A 24,270-nucleotide genomic window follows, 5' to 3' on the forward strand; every position below is an offset into this window, starting at 1 on the left:
AAACGGCCTGAGTGGCCAGGACCCTCGCATGAACGATATCGAGACCATGAGCGCGAATTCCGATGTGCAACGGCTGGACTTCAACACGCCGGCGCTGCAGCGCAAGCGTCGCATCCGCGCGCTGAAAGACCACCTGGCGCGCTGGTACGTATCCATCGGCGGCCTGGCGGTGCTGGGTGCCATCACCCTGATCTTTTTCTATCTGGCGCAGGTCGTGCTGCCGATGTTCCAGGGCGCCGAACTGGAAAGCCGCGCGGTCCAGCAGCCGGCCTGGCTGGCTGATGCCGGCGAGCCGCTGCTGCTGACCATCGAGGAGCAGAACCAGGTCGCCATGCGCCTGGGCAGTGACGGTCAGGCGCGCTTCTTCGGCTTGCGCGACGGTGCACTGCTGTCGAGCAAGGCGCTGCCGCTGCCCGAAGGCAGCCGCATCGTCTCGGTGGGCCAGGACACGCCCGGTACGCGTCGACTGGTGCTGGGCCTGGATAATGGCCAGGCGCTGGTGGTCGAGCACAACTACAAGCTCACCTATCCGAACAACCAGAAGACCATCACGCCGGAGCTGGCCTACCCGTTCGGCGAAGAGCCGTTGCAGCTCGATCCGGAAGGTCGCGCCATTGACCGTGCGGCCATCAGCATGAACGGCAAGACGCTGCTGGTTGCCGGCGCCACGGGCACCACTCTGCATGCCCAGCGCATCGCCAGCAGCGAGAACCTGCTGACCGGCGAGGTGACCCTCGAGCAGGAGCGCCTCAACCTGCCGCAGATGGCCGAGCCGATTCGCCAGCTGCTGATCGACCCGCGGCATATGTGGCTCTACGCGATCAGTGGCAAGGCCAGCGCGGATGTCTTCGACCTGCGCCGCAAGCAGCTCAACGGCCGCTACAAGCTGGTCGGCGATGGCAGCGAGATCACCAGCGTCAGCCCGTTGCTGGGCGGCATCTCGCTGATGGTCGGCGACTCCAGGGGCACCATCGGCCAATGGTTCATGGTGCGCGCGGCCGATGGCCAGGCCGAACTGAAGAACGTGCGCAACTTCAAGCTGGGCAGCAGCCCGATCCGCCAGATCCTCCCGGAAGAGCGCCGCAAAGGCTTCCTCGCGCTGGATGACAGCGGCAACCTAGGCGTATTCCACAGCACCGCCCATCGCACGCTGGTCAAGGAGCAGGTCGCCGAAGGCACCGCCCTGGCCGCCATGTCGCCTCGCGCTACCCGTCTGCTGGTGGAGTCGCAGCAGGGCCTGCAGCGTTTCGTCATCGACAACCCGCACCCGGAGATCTCCTGGAGCGCGCTGTGGGGCAAGGTCTGGTACGAGAGCTACCCGGAGCCGGATTACGTCTGGCAGTCGACGTCGGCCAACAGTGATTTCGAACCCAAGCTGAGCCTTGCGCCGCTGGCGTTCGGCACGCTCAAGGCCGCCTTCTACGCGATGCTGCTGGCGGCACCGCTGGCGATCTGTGCGGCGTTCTACACCGCCTACTTCATGGCGCCCAGGCTGCGCAGCAAGGTCAAGCCGGTCATCGAGCTGATGGAAGCGCTGCCAACGGTGATTCTCGGTTTCTTCGCCGGCCTGTTCCTCGCGCCGTTCCTGGAGAACCACCTGCCTGGCATCTTCGCCCTGCTGCTGTTGATGCCGGTGGGCATCCTGTTTGCCGCCTGGACCTGGAGCCGCCTGCCGCAGAGCGTGCGCCTTGCCGTGCCGGATGGCTGGGAAGCCGTGCTGCTGATCCCGGTGATCCTGCTGGTCGGCTTCGGCTCGCTGGAGATCAGCGGGCACCTGGAGAACTGGTTCTTCGGCGGTGACATGCGCCTGTGGCTGTCCAATGACATGGGCATTCCGTTCGACCAGCGCAACGCCCTGGTGATCGGCCTGGCAATGGGCTTCGCGGTGATCCCGACCATCTATTCGATCGCCGAGGACGCCGTGTTCAGCGTGCCGCGCAGCCTGACGCTGGGCTCGCTGGCCCTGGGCGCGACGCCCTGGCAGACGCTGACCCGCGTGGTGCTGCTGACCGCCAGCCCGGGCATCTTCTCGGCGCTGATGATCGGCATGGGTCGCGCGGTGGGCGAGACGATGATCGTGCTGATGGCCACCGGCAACACGCCGATCATGGAAGCCAACATCTTCGAAGGCATGCGCACCCTGGCCGCCAACGTCGCGGTGGAGATGCCCGAATCCGAAGTCGGCGGTACCCATTACCGTGTGCTGTTCCTCGCCGCGATGGTGCTGCTGATGTTCACCTTCGTGATGAACACCCTCGCCGAGCTGATTCGTCAGCGTCTGCGTGGCAAGTACGCCAGCCTGTAAACCAGATTTCGCAAAAGGTATCGATCCGTGAAAAAGGATTCGTTGAACAGCTGGGTCAAGAGCGGCACACCCTGGATCTGGATGAACGCCGGTGCGGTGTCCATCGCCGTGATCATGACCCTGGGGCTGCTGGCGATCATCGCCGTGCGTGGTCTGGCGCACTTCTGGCCGGCCGACGTGATCGTCGCCGACTACAGCATGCCGGGCGCCGAGATGCGCGTGCTGGCCGGTGAGGTGGTGCAGGCCGAGGAAGTGCCCCGTGCACGTCTGGCTGCCAGCGGACTGCCGGTGAATGTCGAGGGCGGCGAGTTCATGACCCGCGAGCTGCTCAAGGTCGGCAACCGCGAGGTGTACGGCGCCGACTTCTCCTGGGTAGTCGGTGAGTGGCTGAGCAACCAGCGCAAGCCGGCCGAGCTGGTGGTGCTGGAGCGTCGCGAGTGGGGCAACTTCTACGGCTATCTGCTCAACGTCAAGGAAGCCGGCCAGCTGGTCGCCGAGGGCGATGCCGCCTGGGGCGAGCTGCAGCGCCGCATCGATCGGGTCGACGAACTGCATGCGCAGATCGCGCGTATCGAGAAGGTGGAGATCGGGCGTATCAACCACGGCCTCGAACGCCTGCGTCTGAAGACCCGCAAGCTGGAGCTGGACGATCGCCTGGACGCTGTCGCCCAGGCCGATCTGGATGCCGAGCGCGCCCAGTGGGACGCCGAGTACCGGGTGCTGGAAGACAAGCTGATCGCCCTGCAGCAGCAGTTCAACCGCGACAGCATCACCGTGCGCACCGCCGACGGCCGCGAGCAGGAGATCACCCTCGGCAAGGTGGTGCGGGCGTTCCAGCCCAATGCCATGTCGACGCCGCAGAAGCTGATGTTCTACTTCGCCAAGCTGTGGGAGTTCGTCAGCGACGAGCCGCGTGAGGCGAACACCGAAGGCGGCGTGTTCCCGGCGATCTTCGGCACCGTGCTGATGACCCTGATCATGGCGGTGATCGTCACCCCGTTCGGTGTGATCGCCGCGGTCTACCTGCGCGAGTACGCCAAGCAGGGCCTGCTGACCCGCATCATCCGCATCGCGGTGAACAACCTCGCCGGTGTGCCGTCGATCGTCTACGGCGTGTTCGGTCTGGGCTTCTTCGTCTACGTGCTGGGCGGCTCGCTGGACCGCCTGTTCTACCCGGAAGCGGCGCCGGCACCGGTGTTCGGCACGCCGGGCCTGATGTGGGCCTCGCTGACCCTGGCCATCCTCACCCTGCCGGTGGTGATCGTCGCCACCGAGGAAGGCCTGGCGCGCATCCCGCGGATGATCCGCGAAGGCTCGCTGGCCCTTGGTGCGACCAAATCCGAGACGCTGTGGAAGGTGGTGCTGCCGATGGCCAGCCCGGCGATGATGACCGGCCTGATCCTCGCCGTGGCGCGTGCCGCCGGTGAAGTGGCGCCGCTGATGCTGGTCGGTGTGGTCAAGCTGGCACCGAACCTGCCGCTCAACGGCAACTACCCTTACCTGCATCTGGATCAGAAGATCATGCACCTGGGCTTCCACATCTACGACGTCGGCTTCCAGAGCCCCAACGTCGAAGCGGCGCGGCCGCTGGTCTATGCCACCGCACTGCTGCTGGTACTGGTGATCGCCACGCTCAACTTCAGCGCGATCTACATTCGCAACCACCTGCGCGAGAAGTACAAGGCGCTGGATCACTAATTGAAGCGGCGAGTTCAAGCCAGCGGCCTCGGGAGAACGAGGCGCTGGCCTGGACTTGCAGCCTGTAGCTTGCAGCTGGCAGCTGCGAACGGAGCGAACACATGCAAACCAACACGCATTCCATCGATATCTCGGCCCTCGGTCGTGACAAGCGCAGCCTGAACCTGGCCAAAGAGCCGGTGGCCATCGAAGTGCCGGATCTGAGCCTGTACTACGGCCAGAAGCAGGCGTTGTTCAACGTCAGCATGAACATCCCGCGCCAGCGCGTGACCGCCTTCATCGGTCCGTCCGGCTGTGGCAAGTCGACCCTGCTGCGCTGCTTCAACCGGATGAACGATCTGGTCGACGGCTGCCGCATCGAAGGCGCGATCAACCTCGACGGCACCAACATCTACCGCAAGGGCGAGGACGTGGCCGACCTGCGCCGCCGCGTCGGCATGGTGTTCCAGAAGCCCAACCCGTTCCCCAAGAGCATCTACGAGAACGTGGTCTACGGCCTGCGCATCCAGGGCATCAAGCAGAAGCGCGTGCTCGACGAAACCGTCGAGTGGGCGCTCAAGGGCGCGGCACTGTGGGAGGAGGTCAAGGATCGTCTGCACGAGTCTGCCCTCGGCCTCTCCGGTGGTCAGCAGCAGCGCCTGGTGATCGCCCGCACCATCGCCGTGCAGCCGGAAGTGCTGCTGCTCGACGAACCAAGCTCGGCCCTCGACCCGATCTCCTCGCTGAAGGTCGAAGAGTTGATCTACGAGCTCAAGGCCAAGTACACCATCGTCATCGTCACCCACAACATGCAGCAGGCCGCGCGGGTGTCCGACTACACGGCGTTCATGTACATGGGCAAACTGATCGAGTACGGCGACACCGATACGCTGTTCACCAACCCGGCCAAGAAGCAGACCGAAGACTACATCACCGGCCGCTACGGCTAGTCTGGCCATGTCAGAGCGCGCCAGGCGGCGTCGGCGGAACTTGCCGTACAAATCGTACTGTCTGCGTTCCGCCTCCTTGCCTGACACACTCTGCCAAAGCCCACACGGGCTTGCGTGGGATTCAATCTACCTGGGTGCGCTGCGCACCAGAGCCGCTTAGCGGCAGTCTCCTCGGAGCGAGAGCAATGATCAGCAAAGACAGCCACACCCAACACATTTCCCAGCAGTTCAACGCCGAGCTGGAGGAGGTGCGCAGCCACCTGCTGGCCATGGGCGGTCTGGTGGAGAAGCAGGTCAACGACGCGGTCACCGCGCTGATCCAGGCCGATTCGGGCCTCGCCCAGCAGGTGCGCGAGGTGGACGACCAGATCAACCAGATGGAGCGCAACATCGACGAGGAGTGCGTGCGCATTCTCGCCCGCCGTCAGCCAGCGGCCTCCGACCTGCGTTTGATCATCAGCATTTCCAAGTCGGTGATCGACCTCGAGCGCATCGGTGACGAGGCGACCAAGATCGCCCGCCGCGCCATCCAGCTGTGCGAGGAAGGCGAGTCGCCCAAGGGCTATGTCGAGGTGCGCCACATCGGCGACCAGGTACGCAAAATGGTGCAGGAAGCGCTCGACGCCTTCGCCCGCTTCGATGCGGACCTTGCGCTGTCGGTGGCGCAGTACGACAAGACCGTCGATCGCGAGTACAAGACCGCCCTGCGCGAGCTGGTCACCTACATGATGGAAGACCCGCGCTCGATCTCCCGCGTGCTCAGCGTGATCTGGGCGTTGCGCTCGCTGGAACGCATCGGCGACCACGCGCGCAACATCGCCGAACTGGTGATCTACCTGGTGCGCGGCACCGACGTGCGCCACCTCGGCCTGGCGCGCATGGCCGAGGAAGTGGAAGGCACCAAGGAGCGCTGACAGGCGCGCCGGTAGCGGTGGGCGCCAGCCCGCTGTCTGCGGATGCGCGTTGCGCTCAGCTGGCTATCAGCGCCTCGCTCAGGTAGTCGATCAGCGCCCGTGTCTTCGGCGGCAGGTGGTGATTCTGTCGCCACAGCAGCCAGGCCGCGCCCTGGTAGGAGCCGGTGTAGCGCCACTGCGGCAGCACTTCGCGCAGCTGCCCGTCGGCCAGCGCCTGGGCAGCGGTGAAATGCGGCAGGCAGGTGATGCCCAGGCCTGCCAGCGCCACCAGTAACCGGGCCTCGCTGTGGTTGCTGATGTAGCGACCGCGCACCGTCACCGTTTCCTGTTGCTCGCTGCGGCGCAGGTGCCAGCGATTGTCTCCCGCCGTTTCCCCCAGATACAGACAGCTGTGGCGCAGCAGGTCCTGCGGATGTTGCGGCTCGCCGTGGCGCTGCAGGTAGTCGGGGCTGGCGCAGAGCAGCTGGCGCACCGGCCCGAGCGGTTTGCCGGCCAGGCCTTCGGGTGGGTTGTCGGTGACCTGCACCAGCAGGTCGAAACCGTCCTCGATCAGGTCCGGGCTCTGGTCGCTGATCCGCAGCTGCACATCGACCTCGGGGTAGCGCTGGAGAAAGGCCGGCATCAACGGTCCGACAACGAACTTGCCATAGGCCTTCGGCACGCTCAGGCGCACCAGCCCGCGCGGGCTGCGCATCAGCCGCTCGCCGATGGCGACGGCGGCATCGGCCGCATCGAGCATGTCCCGGCAATGCTGGTAGAACTCCGCCCCGGCCTCGTTCAGCCGCAGCTGGCGTGTGGTGCGTTCCAGCAGGCGCAGCGCCAGGGTCTGCTCCAGCCGTGCCACCTGGCGGCTCACCGCCGACGGTGTGCTGCCCAGCAGGCGCGCGGCGCCGGAGAAGCTGCCGGCCTCGACCACCCGTACGAACACGGCCATGTAGGGCAGCAGGGCTGCGCTGTCATTCGTTCCCATGCGGAACAGGTCCTGTGCTGTTTCGCTGGATTATCGACCGCGGCGACAGGCCCGACAATCAGCGCCTGATCGTTGGTGCGGGGCTCGAACATGAAAGGTACGTTGAAACAGGGGCTGTGGCTGGCCGATGGCATGCTGCTGACGGTGGCGCTGATCTGGGGCAGCAGCTATGCGGTGGCCAAGCAGGCGCTGCTGTTCTATCCGGTGCTGGGTTTTCTGGCGATCCGCTTCGGCCTGACCTTTGTCCTGCTGCTGCCGCAACTGCGTGGCGCCGGTCGCCGGGCGCTGCGCCCCGGCCTGCCGCTGGGGCTGGTGATGCTGGCGATCTTTCTTTGCGAGACCTGGGGCGTGATGCTGACCAGTGCCAGCAATGCGGCGTTTCTGATCAGCCTGTGCGTGGTGATTACACCGTTCATGGAATGGTTGCTGCTGCGCCAGCGGCCGCACAACACGCTGTTCCTCGCCTGCGCGTTGTCGCTGGCGGGCGTCTGGCTGCTGACCGGCGGGCCGCAGCTGTCGCTCAATCTCGGCGATGCGCTGATGCTCGCTGCCGCCTTGCTGCGCGCGGTGCTGGTCTGCCTGACCCGGCGATTGACGGCCGGCCGGGAAATCCCGGCACTGGCGCTGACCGCGGTGCAGAGTGGAGTCGTCGCGGCGGGCTGCATCCTGCTCGGCGTGTCGCTGCCGGGCGGGCTGCCGGCGCTGCCGGTGGAGCCGGGCTTCTGGTTCGGCACGCTGTATCTGGTGCTGTTCGCCACGCTGTTCGCCATGTTCGCGCAGAACCGCGCGCTGGGGCGCAGCAGCGCAACGCGGGTGTCGCTGCTGATGGGCTCCGAACCGCTGTTCGGCGCGATCATCGCTGGTGTCTGGCTGGGTGAGCGGCTGGGGCCGATGGGCTGGGCGGGCGGGTTGCTGATCATGCTGGCAACGCTGTGCACCCTGGGCATCGGCCGCCAGCCGGCGCCGAGCACCGCCGGCGGTGGGGCGCCGGCCCGTGCCTAGCGTGCAGTCACGGTGAAGCGGCAGGCCGGTCAGCTCTGGCGCAGTTCGGCCTGCAGCTCGTCCAGCGTCGCCTGGCGCTCGCCGTCCTGCAGGCGGGCGCCGGGGTTGAGCGAGGACCACTCGGGATGCGCGCGACAGCGTTGCAGGGCTTCGGGCAGCTTGCCCTCGCGCCAGCCCTGATCCTGCGGCGTGGCCAGGCGGATCGCCTCGGTGGCGGCATGCCCCCGAGTCGCGAGCACGGCCAGCAGTTGACGCTGGCGCAGGGCTAGCAGGCGCAGTACGGCGTCGTCGACGCTCAGCTCGCGCTGCCCCTTGAGCTTGCCGAGCAGGCGATTGCCATAGTGCCGCGCGGTCTGCGCGCCGCCGCCGGCAATGGCGCCGAGCAGCGCCGCGGCGCCGAGGGTGATGCCGCCGACCATCAGGTCGACCCCGGCACCGGCCGCGGCACCTGCGGCCATGCCGCCGCCGATCTTCACGCCCAGCTGCTTGAGGGTTTCGGGGTTGAACAGGTCGTCGCCCCAGCGCCCGTCGAGCAGCGGCAGATCACTGGCCGCTGCATCGTCCTGGCGAAAGGCATACAGGCGCAGCAGCGCCTCGACGCAGCGCTGCTCGCGGCGGCGCACGGCATCGTGCAATTCACGAATGGCGCCGCGCTCCAGTTCCGGCTGTGCGGCCACGCTGCGTCGGCAGGCGGCGACATCCACCAGCAGTTCGGCGATCAGTCGCTGGCCGCTGGCCAGGCGTGCGGCAGCCTGGGCTTCATGGTCCTCGATCAGTCGCTGCAGCTTGGGGCGCGCCTGTTCCAGCAGCAGCGCCAGGCTTTCGTACAGCCGGCGCTCACCATCCACGGGTGGCGCCACGCTGTCGAAGCGCACCAGTGCATGCAGGCCGAGGCGGGCCAGGGCCTGACGCCATTCCTCGTCGCGGTGCCCCGGCTGGGCGACGAAGTTGAGCACCGGCAATAGCGGCTTGCCGCAGCCGGCGAGCACCGCCAGCTCGTCCTTGTACTTGGCCAGCACCGGCTCACGGGCGTCGATCACGTAGAGCCCGGCGTCGCTGGCCAGCAGCTGACGCAGCACCTTGGCTTCCTGCTCGAAGCGCTGGCGTGCCTCGCTGCCGTCGAGAAAGCGCGCGGTGCGTGCCGGGCCGTCGAGGCGCTCACCGGGACGCTCCAGCCGTTCGAGGTAGTCGAGCAGGGCGATGGCATCTTCCAGGCCCGGGGTGTCGTAGAGCTCCAGCAGCGGCTCGCCGTCCACCGACAGCCGCGCACCCTCGACGTGGCGGGTGGTGCTCGGCCGGTGCGAGACCTCACCGAAGCCTGCGTCACGGGTCAGGGTGCGCAGCAGCGAGGTCTTGCCGACATTGGTATGGCCGACCACGGCCAGTTTCAGCGCTTCAGTCATGGCCTGTCTTCAGCCAGCGCAGCGGGGCGCCGCTCGAATGCGCCAGCCCCAGGGTATCCAGCGCCTGATGCCAGTCTTCCAGGCGCGCGCTGTCCAGCGCCTCGCCCGGTGGTGCCTGCAGCAGCCAGACGCGGGTCGCCGCCGCGCAGCGCGACAGCTCGCCGATCAGCGCCAGCGTGCCGCGGTCGGGTGAGCGTCGCGGATCACAGGCGACGGCCAGGCGTGCCGGCGGAAAGCGGGTCAGTTGATCGAGCAGCCGTCGGCGCCCCTCGCGGTCGTCGAGGATGCCGGCATCGGCGATACCCTTGGACAGAGCCGGCGGCCAGGGGCGGCTGCCGTCCAGCTCGATGGCCACCAGCACGGCGCCAGCGCTGCCATCGAGCTGAGCGCCGGCAGTCGGTGCGTGCAGTTGGGCGGGCGCCGCATCACGGATGCCGAGGCGCTCGCTGGGTGGCTGCAGGCGTTCGCGCAGCAGGCGGTAGGCCGGCAGGTTCAGATCGAGGGTCAGCGCAGCCCGCCCACGCCGCCAGCGCCACAGGCAGAGGCTCGCCAGCAGCAGTCGCGGCAGCAGGCCGTAGACCAGCAGCACGCCGACCAGCCAGCCGGCCCAGCGTTGCCGGGCGCCGTCCAGATCGCCGGTGAGTGCGCCGCTGGCGCGGATCTGCTCGACATCCGGCACGCTGAAGCCGAGCAGGGCCGGCAGCGCGCCGAGGGCCTGGGTCAGGCCGACGAAGGCGTTCTCGCCGAGGATGGTGGTTTCCCAGACGAAGCCGTAGCGGCGGGTCGCCAGCAGGGCGAGGAGGGTGAGCAGGGCGCTGGCCATCGCCAGCAGCCATAGGGCGTGCACGCCTGTTCCCAGCAACCAGCGGCCGAGTCGGCGCTGATGCAGCACGCTCAGCAGGGCTGGGGCGAGCTGCGCGGCGCGGGCATCACGGGCGAGCTTTTCGCTCAGCCAGAGCCACAGTCGCCCCAGCGCGCCGCTGCTGTCACCGGTCAGCAGCAGGCCGAGCAGCCAGCCGAGCAGGGTCAGCAGGTTCAGCCCGAGCAGGCTGCCCAGCGCCCAGAACACGTTGACCGGTCGCTGCCCGTCGCCCAGCGCGGCGAAGGCGAGACCGGCACCGGTGAAGAGCGCCAGCAGGATCAGCACGAACGCACCCAGGCGGGCGCCCTGACGCCAGTGCCGGAGCGCCTCGATGAGCCCGTCACGGTGCGCCAGCCAGAGCGCGCGGCGCTCGATCAGCGCCGGCAGATCGCCGCCCTGGGTACGGGCCTGGCGGTTGGCCTCGTCATCCTCCAGCGGCCCGGCATGCTCTTCGCGCAGGCGCACGGCTTCGGTCAGCCAGATTCGGTCGAGCGGAGTGAGATCGGGAGAGGGGCGGACGGTCACGCGGCTTCTCGCTGGCGGGTCGAGCCCTGAGGATAACCGCTGCCGCGCGGAACGGGGAAACGGGGAGCCGTTGCGGCTCCCCGCTGTGGCCGTCAGTCGGCGTTGCGCAGGCGCACGGCGATATCCGGCTGGTCGATGAACAGGCCATCGATGCCGGCATCGAGGAAGGCGCGGATCTCCGCTTCGCTGTCGCCGCGTTCGTGGCGCTTGTCGCTGCTGCGCAGGCTGGCCGGGAGGAAGGCGTTCTCCGCGCGGAAAGTGTACGGGTGGACCTTGAGCCCCGCGGCGTGGGCGGCGGCGACGAAGCCGGTCGGCGTGCCAAGGTTGCCGTTGCCGTCACGCGGAATGATGTAGCTCTTCTCCGGGCCGACGCCGGCGGCGTAGCGGGAGATGTCCTTGAGCCCGGCCGGCGTGGCCATCTGCGCGTAGGTCAGCTTGCTGCCGCGTACCTGCTGGTCATATGGCTGGCCAGAGCTGAACAGCTGCACCAGGCGCAGCTGGGTCAGGCGGCTGAGGGTCTTGAGGTTGTCCACTTCGAACGACTGGATATACACCGGCGCCTGGCGCCCGACGTAGCCGTTGCGGGTGAGGATGCGCACCAGCGGCTTCTCCATGGCCAGGCCGAGCTGCTGGAAGTGCGTCGGATGCTTGGTTTCCGGGTACAGACCGATGCGCCGGCCCTGACTGAGCTGCAGGGTTTTCACCAGGTCGATGATCTCCTGCAGGGTCGGAATCTCCAGGCTGCCGTCGACGCGTGCGTTGCCCGGGCGGATATCCGGGATGCGCTCGATGGCGCGCAGGGTCTTCAGCTCGGCGAGGGTGAAATCTTCGCTGAACCAGCCGGTGAGGGTGACGCCATCGACCTGCTGGGTGCGCTTGCGATCGGCAAACTCGGGGCGCTGGGCGACGTCGGTGGTCAGGCCCAGCTCGTTGTCGTGGCGGGCGACGATCTGGCCGTCACGGGTCATCACCAGATCCGGCTCGATGTAGTCGGCGCCCTGGAAAACGGCCAGTGCATAGGCAGCCAGGGTGTGCTCCGGCAGGTAGCCGCTGGCGCCGCGGTGAGCGATCACCAGCGGCGTCGGCTCGCCCCGCGCAGCCTGGTGTTTCGCGGCGTGTTCATCCGGCGCAGCGAAGCCGGCGAGCGGTAGCAACAGGGTGCAGGCGGTCAGCCAGCGGCGAAGGGAAGCGGTGGTCTTGCGGGCCATTTCGGCATCTCCTCGGTTTGGATGTCACAGCCTGCGCCACTTGCATGACCGGACGTTGACGCTGCGTTGCCGCCTGTATTGCAAAGCGATGAAGCCGACGAACGGCTGACGCTTCGGCAAGCTGCATCGCTCTGCTATTCTCGCCGCCATGAATCAGACCCGCCTTCCCCTCGCCATGATCGCCGCGCTCGCGCAGAACCGCGTGATCGGCCTCGACAACCGCATGCCCTGGCACCTGCCAGCCGATCTCAAGCATTTCAAGGCCATGACCCTCGGCAAGCCGATCATCATGGGCCGCAAGACCTGGGACTCGCTGGGCCGCCCGCTGCCGGGGCGTCTCAACCTGGTGGTCAGTCGCCAGGCGGATCTGCAGCTCGAAGGGGCGGAAACCTTCACTGATCTGGACGCCGCGCTGGTGCGTGCCGAGCAGTGGGCGCGTGAGCAGGGCGTCGACGAGCTGATGCTGATCGGCGGTGCGCAGCTGTACGCCCAGGCGTTGGGGCAGGCGCAGCGGCTGTACCTCACGCGAATCGATGCTGCTCCCGAAGGCGATGCGTTCTTTCCAGCCTTCGACGAGGCTGAGTGGCAGTGCGTTGACAGTCAGCCACATGCGGCGGAGGGCGAGGCGCCAGCGTATCGTTTCGAGACCTGGCAAAAACATAGCTGACCGGCACCCGCTTCGCTTGATCGGCGCCAAATCCTTAACGGGCCGCAGCTTCTATGCTGGCCCGTCGCTGTCGTAACGAGAACTCTCATGCAACCTGACAAATCCGACGCCCCGGAAGCCGAGCGCGTTGCCGCGATCTTCGTTCGCCATCCGCTGTGGGAGGATGGCCTGGCGCTGCTCACCGGCACCGCGCTGGTCGCCCTTGGCATTGCCTTCTACAGCCACGCCGGGCTGCTCACCGGCGGCACCGTTGGACTGGCCTTTCTGCTCAAGTACCTGGCCGGCTGGTCGTTTGGCCCGGTGTTCTTCCTGCTCAACCTGCCGTTCTACGCGCTGGCGATCTGGCGCATGGGCTGGCCGTTCACCCTGCGCACCGTCTGCGCGGTGGGCCTTGTCTCGCTGTTTGCCGAACTGACGCCGCAGTGGATGCGCTTTGCCGAGCTGAACGTGGTCTACGCGGCGGTGTTCGGCGGTTTTGCCATCGGCGTCGGCCTGCTGATCCTGTTCCGCCATCGCGCCAGTCTTGGCGGGGTGAACATCTTGGCGCTGTTTCTGCAGGAGCGCTTCGGGCTACGTGCCGGTACCTTCCAGATGGGCATCGACGCGCTGATCGTCATGGCCGCGGTGTTCGTCGTACCGGTGGACAAGGTGTTGCTGTCGGTGCTCGGCGCCGTGGCGCTGAATCTGGTGCTGGCGATCAATCACCGCGCCGATCGCTACATGGGCGTCAGCTGAGGCTGATCAGCTCGACCTGCGCCTGGCCGTCGTTCAGCTCCAGCAGCGCCAGGCTGATCGGCAGGCTGAAGCGTCGCGGACCGGCGCTGCCCGGGTTCACGTAGAGCACGCCATCGCGCCGCTCGACCTTCGGTTTGTGCGAGTGGCCGGCGATCACCACGTCGACGCCGGCGGCAAGCGGGTCGATATCCAGCTGCTTGAGGTCGTGCAGCACGTGCAGGGTTAGACCCTCGATGCGCAGGTCGAGGCGTTCGGGCAGCACCTGCGCCCAGTCGGCCGTATCGATATTGCCGCGGATCGCCTCCAGCGGCGCGATGACGCGCAGCCCGTCGAGCACCTGCGGTTTGCCGATATCGCCGGCGTGGATGATCTGCGCGCAACCCTGCAGTGCCGCTACTGCCTCGGGGCGGAGCAGGCCGTGGGTGTCGGAGATCAGGCCGATGCGCATGCCGGTGTTCCCTTGAAAAGTCTTCGCTAGGTCAGCCGACCCCTTGGCCGACCGCTGTGGTTGCGGCAGGCTTGGGCTGTTCGGGTCGAGGAGTCTGGCATGGATCGGGTGGATTGCGTGGTGGTGGGTGCGGGAGTGGTCGGGCTGGCGGTGGCACGTGCGCTGGCGCTGGCCGGCCGCGAGGTGCTGATACTGGAAGCCGAGGCGGCCTTTGGCAGCGCCACCAGCGCGCGCAACAGCGAAGTCATCCACGCCGGCATCTACTACCCGCAGGGCTCGCTCAAGGGCCGGCTGTGCGTGGCCGGGCGTCGCCAGCTCTACGATTTCTGCGACAGCCACGGCGTGGCCTATCGCCGCTGTGGCAAGCTGATCGTCGCCACCGACGAGGCCCAGATCGCTGCGCTGGAGCAATTGCAGCGGCACGCGCAGGTCAATGGGGTCGACGATCTGCAGCGTCTGGATGGCCACGAGGTGCTGGCGCTGGAACCGCAGCTACATGCGGTGGCAGGGCTGCTCTCGCCAAGCACCGGCATCATCGACAGCCACGCGCTGATGCTGGCACTGCTGGGCGATGCCGAGCGCCACGGCGCGGTGCTGGCACTGAACGCGCCGGTAACGGCGATCACGGTTGGCAGCGCAGGCTTGCAGGTCGAGGTGGGCGGCGCCGACCCGCTGCAGCTGCTGGCCCGCGCAGTGGTGAATTGCGCCGGGCATGGTGCGCCCATCCTCGCCGCGGGCACCGCCGGGTTGGACCCGGCCGCACGGCCGTGGCAGTTCTTCGCCAAGGGCAGCTACTTCAGCCTGAGCGGGCGCACGCCGTTTCGCCATCTGGTCTATCCGCTGCCCGAGCCCGGCGGCCTCGGCGTGCACCTGACCCTGGATCTGGCCGGCCAGGCGCGTTTCGGCCCGGACGTGCAGTGGGTCGAGGCGCTCGACTATCGCATCGAGCCGGAACGGGCCGAGGGCTTCTACGCCGCGATCCGCCGTTATTGGCCGGCGTTGCCGGACGCTTCGTTGCAACCGGCCTACGCCGGCATCCGCCCGAAGATCAGCGGCCCCGCCGAGGCGGCCGCGGACTTTCGCATCGATGGCCCGGCGCAGCACGGCATCGCCGGGCTGGTGAACCTGTTCGGCATCGAGTCGCCGGGCCTGACTGCCTGCCTGGCGATTGCCGAACACGTCCTTGGGCAGCTCGAGCCCACGGCATTGGCGACCTGATCACGGGCTGTCGCGCTCGCGTTGCGGCCCGTGCGGACGGGCCGCACACTGCAACCCGCCGCGATCGGACGGCGCATCACCGGCAAAAGGAACGTGCATGGAACTGACAGGCGAAGCCCGCCCGCTGAAAGTCTATCTGGCGGTCGGATTGCTGCAGGGGTTGGCGCTCTGGGCGGCCAGCGAGGCCTGGCCGCACGCTGCTGGCTGGCGGATTCTGTGTTCGGCGCTGCTGGCCTTCACGGTGATAGGCGGCTGGCAGGTGCAGCTGCTCTGGGGCGGGCTGTGCGAGGCCGGACGCTGGCGCCTGGTGCTTGCCGCTGCCGCGCTGCCGGCCGTGCTGGCGGGCGGTCTCGCGCTGCAGTTCGAGCAGCCGCGCTGGTATTACCTGGGTGAACCCGTCGGCACCCTGTTGCTCTGGAGCAACCTTGTCCTGGCCTATGTGCTGACACCCTTCATCCAGGCGCGGGATATCGATCATCGCTGGCGTGTCGACTACGCCGCGCTATACCGGCATGCCATCAACAACGGCCTGCTGCTGTTCATGGCGCTGCTGATGCTGGCGGCGTTCTGGCTGCTGATCTGGCTCTGGGCCGGCCTGTTCAAGCTGGTCGGCATCAGGATTTTCGCAACGCTGTTCGAGTCGTCCGGCTTTATCTGGGTGGCCAGCGCGACAGTCGTCGCCATCGGACTGTGGATCGGTCTCGAGCGTGGCCAGGTGGTCGATGCGCTGCGCAACGTGCTGCAGGCGATGTGTCGCTTCCTGCTGCCGCTGACGGTGCTGATCCTGCTGATTTTCGTGGTCTGCCTGCCGTTCACCGGCCTGCAGCCGTTGTGGGAAACGCGCCACGCGACGCCGATCCTGCTGGCCATGGTGTTCGCCCATGTCGCCCTGCTCAACGGCGTCATTCAGGATGGCCGGCAGGCGGTGCATTACCCGCGTGCGCTGCGCGTGCTGGTCGACGCCAGCTCCCTGTGCCTGCCGCTTCTGGCTGGTCTTGCGGTTTACGCACTGTGGCTGCGGATCGGTCAGTACGGACTCACGCCTGATCGGGTGGTGGCGGTCGGTGCGACGCTGGTTGCCCTGCTGCATGCGCTGGCGCTGATGGCAGCGGTGCTGCAACGGCGGGATGGCTGGTTGGCGGGCTTGCGCCGGAGCAACCCGCTGCTGGCGCTGGTTTCAGTGGCGCTGTTGCTGCTCATGCATCTGCCACCGTTGAGCCCGTTGCAGCTCAGCGCAGCCAACCAGTACCAGCGCCTGCTCGACGAGCAGGTGCCGGCAGAACGCACCGATCTCGGCGCACTGCGCTTTCAGCTGGGGCAACCCGGTCGCGACCATCTCGAAAAACTGCGCCAGCGCCTGAGCCAACCGGGCCTCGCTGATGCGCGACGGGAGCAACTGCAGGCGGACCTGCAACGACTGGACGGCGCGGACAACTACTGGAACTGGCGACACGCGCACGACATGGCCAACACCGCTCCCGTGCCATGGATCGGCGAGCCTCTCGGGGATGCCGGTGGCGCGCTGGCCCAGGCCATGGCGACCCAGGGCTGTGACGGGGACTGCGCCCTGTTTGCCGTCGATCTGGATGACGACAGCCAGCCCGAGGTGCTGCTGCTGCGCGGTGCGCGGCCGCGGATCGTGACGGTGCTGGGGCGTGAGGCGAACGGCAGCTGGCGCTGGATCGGCCACCTTCGCAGCGCCGACGAGCAGACCCTAGACGGCGAGACGCTCAAGGAGCAGGTCGAGCGCGGTGCCTGGCGGGTGGTGGCGCCGCGTTTCAATGCGTTGGAGATCGACGGCATACGGCTGGAGCCGGCGATTACCGAATAGCACCCATGAAAAAGCCCGACACAAGGTCGGGCTTTTCTGTTGCGGCTGCGACAGGTGATCAGCCGTCCAGCATCGCCTTGTTGCGCACCGCGCCCTTGTCGGCGCTGGTGGCGAGCAGGGCGTAGGCCTTGAGCGCCGTGGTCACCTTGCGGGTGCGTGGCTGGGCGGGTTTCCAGCCTTTCTTGTCTTGCTCGATGCGGCGGTGGGACAGCTCTTCATCGCTGACCTGCAGCTGGATGCTGCGGTTGGGGATGTCGATTAGCACCTTGTCGCCGTCCTGCACCAGGCCGATGGCGCCGCCTGCAGCCGCTTCCGGCGAGGCATGGCCGATGGAGAGGCCCGAAGTACCGCCGGAGAAGCGGCCGTCGGTGAGCAGGGCGCAGTCCTTGCCCAACCCCTTGGACTTCAGATACGAGGTCGGGTAGAGCATTTCCTGCATGCCCGGCCCGCCTTTCGGGCCTTCGTAGCGAATGATGACGATGTCGCCAGCCTTCACTTCGTCAGCAAGGATGCCCTTCACGGCGCTGTCCTGGCTTTCGTAGATCTTCGCCGTGCCTTCGAAGACGTGGATGGATTCGTCCACACCGGCGGTCTTCACCACGCAGCCATCGAGGGCGATGTTGCCGTAGAGCACCGCCAGGCCGCCTTCCTGAGAGTAGGCGTGCTCGACGCTGCGGATGCAGCCTTCGGCGCGATCCAGATCGAGGGTGTCCCAGCGGGTCGCCTGGCTGAAGGCGGTTTGCGTCGGGATGCCGGCCGGGCCAGCCTTGAAGAAGTGGTGAACCGCATCGTCCTGGGTCTGGGTGATGTCCCACTCGGCGATGGCAGCGGCCATGCTCGGGCTGTGCACGGTGGGAACATCGGTGTGCAGCAGGCCACCACGGGCCAGCTCGCCGAGGATGGAGAAGATGCCGCCGGCGCGGTGCACGTCTTCCATGTGGTACTTCTGGATGTTCGGCGCGACCTTGCACAGCTGCGGCACCTTGCGCGACAGCGCGTCGATGTCGCGCAGGTCGAAATCGACCTCGGCTTCCTGGGCTGCAGCCAGCAGATGCAGGATGGTGTTGGTCGAGCCGCCCATGGCGATGTCCAGCGTCATGGCGTTTTCGAAGGCCTTGCGGCTGGCCACGTTGCGCGGCAGCACGGACTCGTCGCCGTCCTGGTAGTAGCGCTTGCACAGCTCGACGGCGATACGCCCGGCGCGCAGGAACAGCTGCTCGCGGTCGGCGTGGGTGGCCAGCGTGGTGCCGTTGCCCGGCAGGGACAGGCCGAGGGCTTCGGTCAGGCAGTTCATCGAGTTGGCGGTGAACATGCCGGAGCAGCTGCCGCAGGTGGGGCAGGCGCTGCGCTCGTATTCGGCGACCTTCTCGTCGGAGCAGGAGTCGTCGGCGGCCACCACCATGGCGTCGACCAGGTCCAGACCATGGCTGGCCAGCTTGGTCTTGCCGGCTTCCATCGGGCCGCCCGAGACGAACACCACCGGGATGTTCAGGCGCAGCGCGGCCATCAGCATGCCGGGGGTGATCTTGTCGCAGTTGGAGATACAGACGATGGCGTCGGCGCAGTGCGCATTGACCATGTATTCGACCGAGTCGGCGATGATCTCGCGCGATGGCAGCGAATAGAGCATGCCGTCGTGGCCCATGGCGATGCCGTCATCGACCGCGATGGTGTTGAACTCCTTGGCCACGCCACCGTGCTTCTCGATCTCGCGGGCGACCAGCTGCCCCATGTCTTTCAGGTGCACGTGACCGGGGACGAACTGGGTGAAGGAGTTGGCGATGGCGATGATCGGCTTCTTGAAGTCTTCGTCCTTCATCCCGGTGGCACGCCACAGCGCGCGGGCACCGGCCATGTTGCGGCCGTGCGTGGAGGTTTTCGAACGGTAATCAGGCATGACGGTTCCTGCGGCTAATCAGGTAATCGGAGGTATGCGTATGGTGAGCAACGCCTGTGCCGGATGCAACGGAGGATGACCGTGCGTTCGGAAGGGGCCGGGTCGAGGCGGGTAGACGCTCGTAGGGCCTGGGCTCAGAGTCCGCCGTGTGGTGAATGGCGAGATATCACCGATTCTACGCACGTTCCCGTGCGCGAGCCAGGCGGGTCGATTGCCGGTCTCGCGCCAGCCCGCGTGCTAGCCGGCCGGCGCTGCCCGGGCGCCGTTGCTGCTGCCGTTCAGTACCTTTTTTCCGGTCCATGACCGCCGGTCCGCTTGGCTGGCGGGTCAGGGATCGCTCGCTAGAGTCCATTTTCGACCGTGCCGCCGGCTGCCGTGCCTTTTGGGTTGCGCAGTCACCGGCGCGTGGTCACTCGCCACGAGCACCCGTTTTGCGGAGGTAGCGGTTAATGCTTGCTGGCGTTGAATCCTGATACCAATGACAAGAATGAGGAAGACAGATGCACACATTCGCACGTGGATACCTCGGGGCTGCCGCTCTGCTGGTCCTCTCCGCTTCCGCCATGGCTGCGCCATTGCCGGATACACCCGGGACGGCATTCCCCGCGGTTTCGAGCTTCGACAACGCCGGCCCTTATGCCGTCAGCAGTCAGAGCGAAGGGCCGAGCTGCCGGGTCTACCGGCCGCGCACGCTGGGCCAGAACGGTGTCAGGCACCCGATCATCCTCTGGGGCAATGGCACCGGTACCGGGCCGACGACCTACTCCGGGCTGCTGACCCATTGGGCCAGCCATGGCTTCGTGGTCGCCGCGGCAGAAACCTCCAACGCCGGCACCGGCCGGGAAATGCTGGCCTGTCTGGATTATCTCGTGCAGGAGAGCAATCGCACGTACGGCACCTACGTCGGCGTGCTGAATACCGGACGGGTCGCTACATCGGGCCATTCCCAGGGTGGCGGCGGATCGATCATGGCCGGACAGGACGACCGCGTGCGGGTTACTGCGCCAATCCAGCCTTACACCATCGGACTCGGGCATAACTCGTCTTCACAGCGCAACCAGCGCGGACCGATGTTCCTCATGTCCGGCGGCGCGGACACCATCGCCGTGCCCTACCTGAACGCCCAGCCGGTCTATACCCGCGCCAACGTTCCGGTGTTCTGGGGCGAGCGGCGCTATGTCAGCCATTTCGAGCCGGTGGGTAGCGGCGGCGAATACCGTGGACCGACTACCGCGTGGTTCCGTTATCACCTGATGGACGACCAGAGCGCGCGAGGTACCTTCTACGGGCGCCTCTGCCGGTTGTGCAGCAGTCTGCTCTGGAGTGTGGAGCGCAAGGGCATCGAATAAGGCGGGGGAACGCAGGGCGGCTCGCCGCCCTGCGTAACCGGGGGGCGATCAGCTATTAGGCAGGATGCGGCAGGTCAGGCTCTTGATGTAGCGCGTCTCCGGGATCGCCGGGTGTACCGGGTGATCGGGGCCCTGGGCGCCGCGTTCGAGCAGCTGGATGTTGCGGTCCAGATGGCGTGCGCTGCCAAGCAGGATGTTCTGCAGGTGGTCTTCTTCCAGGTGCATGGAGCAGCTGGCGCTGACCAGGATGCCGTCCTTGTTCAGCAGGCGCATCGCGGCTTCGTTGAGGCGGCGGTAGGCGGCCTCGCCGTTCTTGATGTCCTTCTTGCGCTTGATAAAGGCCGGCGGGTCGGTGATGACCACATCGAAGCGCTCCTCGGCGTTCTTCAGTTCCTTCATTGCCTCGAAGGCATCACCCTCGACGCAGGTCATCTTCTCGGCGACGCCATTGAGCGCGGCGTTACGCTCGACACCGTCCAGCGCGAAGGCCGAGGCGTCGACGCAGAACACCTCGCTGGCACCGAAGGCCGCCGCCTGCACGCCCCAGCCGCCGATGTAGCTGAACAGGTCGAGCACGCGCTTGCTCTTCACGTAGGGCGCCAGGCGCGCGCGGTTCATGCGGTGGTCGTAGAACCAGCCGGTCTTCTGGCCCTGCATGACCGGCGCCTCGAACTTCACGCCGTTCTCCTCCAGCGCGACCCATTCCGGCACCACGCCGAAGGCGGTATCGACGTAGCGCTCAAGGCCTTCGGCATCGCGGGCACTGGAGTCGTTCTTCCACAGTACGCCGCGGGGCTTGAGTACCTGTACCAGCGCCTCGAGCACGGCATCCTTGTTGCGCTCCATGGTGGCCGAAGCCAGCTGCACCACCAGGTGATCATGGAAGCGGTCCACCACCAGGCCCGGCAGCAGGTCGGAATCACCGTAGATCAGGCGATAGCAGGGCTGATCGAACAGGCGATCACGCAGCGACAGCGCGACCTGGATGCGATGCACCAGCAGCGACTTGTCCAGGCTGTGCTTGAGATCGCGCGACAGCAGCCGCGCGCAGATCAGGTTGTTCGGCGAAATCCCGACGATGCCCAGCGGCTTGCCACCGGCCGCTTCGAGCACGGCCTGGTCCCCTGCGACGAAGCCGGTCAGCGGCGTGGCCGCGGTGTCCACCTCGTTGCTGTAGACCCACAGATGGCCGGCGCGCAGGCGGCGATCGGCATTGGCTTTGAGGCGCAGGCTGGGCAGGGACATCGGCGGGGCTCCGGGAAAAAGACGGGCATTCTAAACGAGCGGCAGGCCACGCGCGCCGGCGCTGCCGGAAAATCTCGCAGCGCCCGCCACGCATCGTCCGGTCAGGCGGACAGGGCCTTGATCAGCGCCTGGTTGAACGCCGGGATGTCATCCGGTTTGCGGCTGCTGATCAACTGACCGTCTACCACCACCTCCTGGTCCACCCAGTCGGCGCCGGCGTTCTTCAGGTCGTCGGTGAGCGAGGGCCAGCTGGTCATGCGCTTGCCCTTGGCCAGCCCGGCCGAGATCAGCAGCCAGCCGCCATGGCAGATCACCGCGATCGGCTTGTTCGCTGCAGCGGCATCGCGCACCAGCTGCTGCGCGGTTTCGTCGGTACGAATGGTATCGGAATTGACCACGCCACCGGGCAGCAGCACGGCGTCATAGTCATTCATAACGAGGTCGTCGAAGGTCTTGTCCACGTGAAATTTGCTGGCCGGTGTGGTGTGATTCCAACCGGTGACTTCGCCATTCTTGGCAGAAACGATCTCCGCGGTCGCTCCGGCATTTTCCAACGCCTCCTTCGGCCCGGTCAGCTCGACCTGCTCGAAGCCGTCGGTCACCAGTATTGCCACGCGCTTGCCAGCGAGAGATTGGCTCATTGGCATTGCCTCCTTCTGTTCTGTCGGTCGCCCCGCGGAATGCGGGTCACTTGAAATGTGACCCGCATCTCAGCCAAAGTTCGCCTTTTCGTGCCGATGGCACTTTGCCCTCTCCTTGAGCGTCCCTTCATGGCCGTTGAACTCTCCGCCGAACAGATTAGCCGGGTGCTGCAAGGCATCAGTGTGCCTCCGCAACCGCAAATCATGGTCGACCTGCAGATGGAGCAGGTCATGCCCGTTCCGGATCTGAAGGCCATCTCACGGCTGATCAGCCAGGACCCGGGGCTGTCCGGCGCATTGCTGAAGATCGTCAACTCGCCTTATTTCGGCCTCGCCAACCGCATCGCTTCCATTCAGCAGGCAGTGAATCTGCTGGGCTGCAATTCGGTGATCAACCTGATCAACGCCCAGTCGATCAAGGGCGAGATGAGTGACGAAACCATCGTTACCCTCAGCCGTTTCTGGGACACCGCGCAGGATGTGGCGATGGCCTGCCTCACCCTGGCCAAGCGCATCGGCTACCAGTCGCCGGATGAGGCCTACACCCTGGGCCTGTTCCACAACTGCGGCATACCGCTGATGCTCAAGCGCTTCCCCGGCTACATGGCGGTGCTGGAAGAGGCCTATGCCAGCGCCGGGACCGGGCAGCGCATCGTCGACATCGAGAACCGCGTGCTCAGCACCAACCATGCTGTGGTCGGCTACTTCACCGCGAAGTCGTGGAACCTGCCGTTGCACCTGTGCGATGCCATCGCCAATCACCACAACGCCCTGTCATTGTTCTCCGACGATTCGGCGCGCGATGCACCGATCAAGACGCTGCTGGCGATCCTCAAGATGGCCGAGCACATCTGTGCCTGCCATCGCGTCCTCGGTGCGCAGCCGGACGATCACGAGTGGGAAGGCATCTCCCAGCTGGTGCTCGAATACGTCGGGCTCTCGGAGTACGACTTCCTCTGCCTGAAGGAGAGCATCCGCGAGCTGGGCGTGGGCTGACGCCCCGGCGCCGGCCTGCTAAGGTCGGCATCCCTTCGCTGTATTCAACGTCTGCCATGCCTGAACTCCCAGAAGTCGAAACTACCCGTCGTGGCATCGAGCCGCGCCTGGTCGGTCAGCGCGTCGACCGCGTGCTGGTGCGCGACCGGCGCCTGCGCTGGCCGATTCCGGAAGACCTCGATGTGCGCCTGTCCGGTCAGCGCATCGAGGCCGTCGAGCGGCGCGCCAAGTACCTGCTGATCAAGGCTGAGGCGGGTACGCTGATCGTCCATCTGGGTATGTCCGGTAGCCTGCGCCTGGTGGACGCGACGCAGCCGGTGGGCAAGCACGATCACGTCGATATCCTGCTGGAGTCCGGCCAGGCACTGCGCTACACCGACCCGCGGCGTTTCGGCGCGATGCTCTGGAGCGAGGAGCCGCTCGCCCATGTGCTGCTGGCGAGCCTCGGACCCGAGCCGCTGGGTGGGGATTTCGACGGCGACCGGCTGTATCGGCTGTCCCGCGGGCGCAGCATGGCGGTCAAGCCGTTCATCATGGACAACGCCGTGGTGGTGGGCGTCGGCAATATCTATGCGAGCGAGGCGCTGTTCGCCGCCGGCATCGACCCGCGGCGGCCGGCCGGCAGCATTTCACGGGCGCGTTACCTGAAGCTCGGTGAGGAGATCCGGCGAATATTGGCGATGGCCATCGAGCGCGGCGGCACGACCCTGCGTGACTTCGTCGGCGGCGATGGCAAGCCCGGTTACTTCCAGCAGGAGCTGTTCGTCTACGGACGGGCCGGCGAATTCTGCAAGAGCTGCGGCTCGACCCTGCGCGAGATTCGCCTCGGTCAGCGCGCCAGTGTCTATTGCAGTCGTTGCCAGCGTTGAACCCCCGCAGACTGCGCGTGCATTGACGGCGTTCACGCTCAGCGAGCCCCGGCCACTGCTATAGTGGCCGCCACAACTAAAATTGCCGCGTTTCGCACAGCTGAAGGACCACACCATGAACCTGTTCCGCTCTACCGCTGCTGTCTTGGCACTGACCACTGGCCTGCTGGCGCTGCCGGCGCATGCGGAATCGGTTCCGCAGAATGTCAGCGGCGATCCGATGTACACCGTTGAGGCGCCCAAGGCCTACTCGATGATCGGCGATCTGGTCATCGCCCGCCCGCTGCTGATCGGCGCGACCGTGCTGGGCGCCGCCGCTTTCGTCGTCAGCCTGCCGTTCACCGCGCTGGGCGGTAACGTCGGCGAGGCTGGCAAGGCATTGGTGGTCGAGCCGGGCAAGGCGGCCTTCGTGCGCTGCCTGGGTTGCACCACCAGTGGCTATGGCGCCCAGAATTGATCGGCATCATCCGCGCCGCGACTCGTCGGGCATGAGCCTTTCGGTCGTGGTGCTGCTGCAGTAGGCTTCGCCTCCCATTCCGCACCGCGAAGCCGAACGCT

General features: G+C 66.7%; 21 protein-coding genes. 13 read left to right on the forward strand and 8 right to left on the reverse strand.

All coding sequences use genetic code 11. From position 1 onward, the window contains the following. Nucleotides 1–28: 28 nt before the first annotated feature. The 4 genes from EA798_RS00965 (at nt 29) to phoU (ending at nt 5,846) form a co-directional block, all read left to right on the forward strand. Nucleotides 29–2,305, forward strand: coding sequence for an ABC transporter permease subunit (locus EA798_RS00965; protein WP_122097751.1), 2,277 nt, complete (start codon nt 29–31; stop codon nt 2,303–2,305). 81 nt (nt 2,306–2,386) lie between these two features. Next, nucleotides 2,387–4,003 (forward strand): phosphate ABC transporter permease PstA, encoded by a 1,617-nt coding sequence (pstA, locus tag EA798_RS00970; protein WP_165362471.1) that lies wholly within the window; start codon nt 2,387–2,389, stop codon nt 4,001–4,003. Between the two features lie 101 nt (nt 4,004–4,104). Continuing rightward, complete coding sequence (pstB, locus tag EA798_RS00975) at nt 4,105–4,932, forward strand: phosphate ABC transporter ATP-binding protein PstB (protein WP_102823989.1); 828 nt, start codon at nt 4,105–4,107, stop codon at nt 4,930–4,932. A gap of 185 nt (nt 4,933–5,117) precedes the next feature. Continuing rightward, nucleotides 5,118–5,846: a phosphate signaling complex protein PhoU gene (phoU, locus tag EA798_RS00980; RefSeq protein WP_015275235.1), complete on the forward strand. Its 729-nt coding sequence runs from the start codon at nt 5,118–5,120 to the stop codon at nt 5,844–5,846. Nucleotides 5,847–5,901: 55 nt separating this feature from the next. Here phoU and EA798_RS00985 read toward each other — a convergent pair whose 3' ends face one another. Beyond that, a complete protein-coding gene (locus tag EA798_RS00985; protein ID WP_122097752.1) occupies nt 5,902–6,816 on the reverse strand; it encodes a LysR family transcriptional regulator in 915 nt (304 codons plus the stop codon). A 90-nt stretch (nt 6,817–6,906) separates the two neighbouring features. On the opposite strand from EA798_RS00985, the gene EA798_RS00990 reads away from it, so the two are divergent. Then, a complete protein-coding gene (locus tag EA798_RS00990; protein WP_122097753.1) occupies nt 6,907–7,818 on the forward strand; it encodes a DMT family transporter in 912 nt (303 codons plus the stop codon). Between the two features lie 29 nt (nt 7,819–7,847). Here the strand turns inward: EA798_RS00990 and EA798_RS00995 are convergent, their stop codons facing one another. From EA798_RS00995 to EA798_RS01005, 3 genes are all read right to left on the reverse strand, one after another. Continuing rightward, nucleotides 7,848–9,221 (reverse strand): DUF3482 domain-containing protein, encoded by a 1,374-nt coding sequence (locus tag EA798_RS00995; protein ID WP_106157244.1) that lies wholly within the window; start codon nt 9,219–9,221, stop codon nt 7,848–7,850. Beyond that, nucleotides 9,214–10,608 (reverse strand): DUF2868 domain-containing protein, encoded by a 1,395-nt coding sequence (locus EA798_RS01000; RefSeq protein ID WP_122097754.1) that lies wholly within the window; start codon nt 10,606–10,608, stop codon nt 9,214–9,216. The genes EA798_RS00995 and EA798_RS01000 overlap by 8 nt, the downstream gene beginning before the upstream one ends. A 92-nt stretch (nt 10,609–10,700) precedes the next feature. Continuing rightward, the gene (locus EA798_RS01005; protein WP_122097755.1) at nt 10,701–11,816 is read right to left on the reverse strand and encodes a glycerophosphodiester phosphodiesterase; all 1,116 of its coding nucleotides are present in this window, start codon (nt 11,814–11,816) and stop codon (nt 10,701–10,703) included. 148 nt (nt 11,817–11,964) lie between these two features. Between EA798_RS01005 and EA798_RS01010 the strand changes: the two genes are divergently transcribed. Both EA798_RS01010 and EA798_RS01015 read left to right on the forward strand, forming a co-directional pair. Next, nucleotides 11,965–12,483 carry a dihydrofolate reductase gene (locus EA798_RS01010; protein ID WP_122097756.1) on the forward strand — a complete coding sequence of 173 codons (519 nt, stop codon included), beginning with the start codon at nt 11,965–11,967 and terminating at the stop codon, nt 12,481–12,483. A gap of 87 nt (nt 12,484–12,570) precedes the next feature. Next, complete coding sequence (locus EA798_RS01015) at nt 12,571–13,218, forward strand: YitT family protein (RefSeq protein WP_122097757.1); 648 nt, start codon at nt 12,571–12,573, stop codon at nt 13,216–13,218. Here EA798_RS01015 and EA798_RS01020 read toward each other — a convergent pair. Then, on the reverse strand, nt 13,211–13,666 hold the full coding sequence (locus EA798_RS01020; RefSeq protein WP_122097758.1) for a metallophosphoesterase family protein: 456 nt from the start codon (nt 13,664–13,666) through the stop codon (nt 13,211–13,213). The genes EA798_RS01015 and EA798_RS01020 overlap by 8 nt on opposite strands. A 99-nt stretch (nt 13,667–13,765) precedes the next feature. Here EA798_RS01020 and EA798_RS01025 point away from each other — a divergent pair, with 99 nt between their 5' ends. Both EA798_RS01025 and EA798_RS01030 read left to right on the forward strand, forming a co-directional pair. Continuing rightward, on the forward strand, nt 13,766–14,884 hold the full coding sequence (locus EA798_RS01025) for an NAD(P)/FAD-dependent oxidoreductase (protein ID WP_122097759.1): 1,119 nt from the start codon (nt 13,766–13,768) through the stop codon (nt 14,882–14,884). Between the two features lie 97 nt (nt 14,885–14,981). Then, nucleotides 14,982–16,715: a DUF4153 domain-containing protein gene (locus EA798_RS01030; protein WP_122097760.1), complete on the forward strand. Its 1,734-nt coding sequence runs from the start codon at nt 14,982–14,984 to the stop codon at nt 16,713–16,715. A 58-nt stretch (nt 16,716–16,773) separates the two neighbouring features. Here EA798_RS01030 and ilvD read toward each other — a convergent pair whose 3' ends face one another. Then, complete coding sequence (ilvD, locus tag EA798_RS01035) at nt 16,774–18,612, reverse strand: dihydroxy-acid dehydratase (RefSeq protein ID WP_122097761.1); 1,839 nt, start codon at nt 18,610–18,612, stop codon at nt 16,774–16,776. A 500-nt stretch (nt 18,613–19,112) separates the two neighbouring features. On the opposite strand from ilvD, the gene EA798_RS01040 reads away from it, so the two are divergent. Then, on the forward strand, nt 19,113–19,961 hold the full coding sequence (locus tag EA798_RS01040) for a poly(ethylene terephthalate) hydrolase family protein (RefSeq protein ID WP_106157252.1): 849 nt from the start codon (nt 19,113–19,115) through the stop codon (nt 19,959–19,961). A gap of 48 nt (nt 19,962–20,009) precedes the next feature. Here EA798_RS01040 and EA798_RS01045 read toward each other — a convergent pair whose 3' ends face one another. Both EA798_RS01045 and EA798_RS01050 read right to left on the reverse strand, forming a co-directional pair. Beyond that, on the reverse strand, nt 20,010–21,206 hold the full coding sequence (locus EA798_RS01045) for a class I SAM-dependent rRNA methyltransferase (RefSeq protein WP_122097762.1): 1,197 nt from the start codon (nt 21,204–21,206) through the stop codon (nt 20,010–20,012). 101 nt (nt 21,207–21,307) lie between these two features. Beyond that, the gene (locus EA798_RS01050) at nt 21,308–21,847 is read right to left on the reverse strand and encodes a type 1 glutamine amidotransferase domain-containing protein (protein WP_106157254.1); all 540 of its coding nucleotides are present in this window, start codon (nt 21,845–21,847) and stop codon (nt 21,308–21,310) included. Nucleotides 21,848–22,030: 183 nt separating this feature from the next. Here EA798_RS01050 and EA798_RS01055 point away from each other — a divergent pair, with 183 nt between their 5' ends. The 3 genes from EA798_RS01055 (at nt 22,031) to EA798_RS01065 (ending at nt 24,169) form a co-directional block, all read left to right on the forward strand. Continuing rightward, a complete protein-coding gene (locus EA798_RS01055) occupies nt 22,031–22,843 on the forward strand; it encodes an HDOD domain-containing protein (RefSeq protein WP_167462885.1) in 813 nt (270 codons plus the stop codon). Nucleotides 22,844–22,899: 56 nt separating this feature from the next. Continuing rightward, entirely contained in the window at nt 22,900–23,712 is an 813-nt protein-coding gene (mutM, locus tag EA798_RS01060; protein WP_122097764.1) for a bifunctional DNA-formamidopyrimidine glycosylase/DNA-(apurinic or apyrimidinic site) lyase, read from the forward strand. A gap of 115 nt (nt 23,713–23,827) precedes the next feature. Then, complete coding sequence (locus EA798_RS01065) at nt 23,828–24,169, forward strand: multidrug transporter (protein WP_122097765.1); 342 nt, start codon at nt 23,828–23,830, stop codon at nt 24,167–24,169. Nucleotides 24,170–24,270: the final 101 nt, after the last annotated feature.

Source organism: Pseudomonas songnenensis, assembly GCF_003696315.1.
Taxonomy (GTDB): Bacteria; Pseudomonadota; Gammaproteobacteria; order Pseudomonadales; family Pseudomonadaceae; genus Stutzerimonas; species Stutzerimonas songnenensis.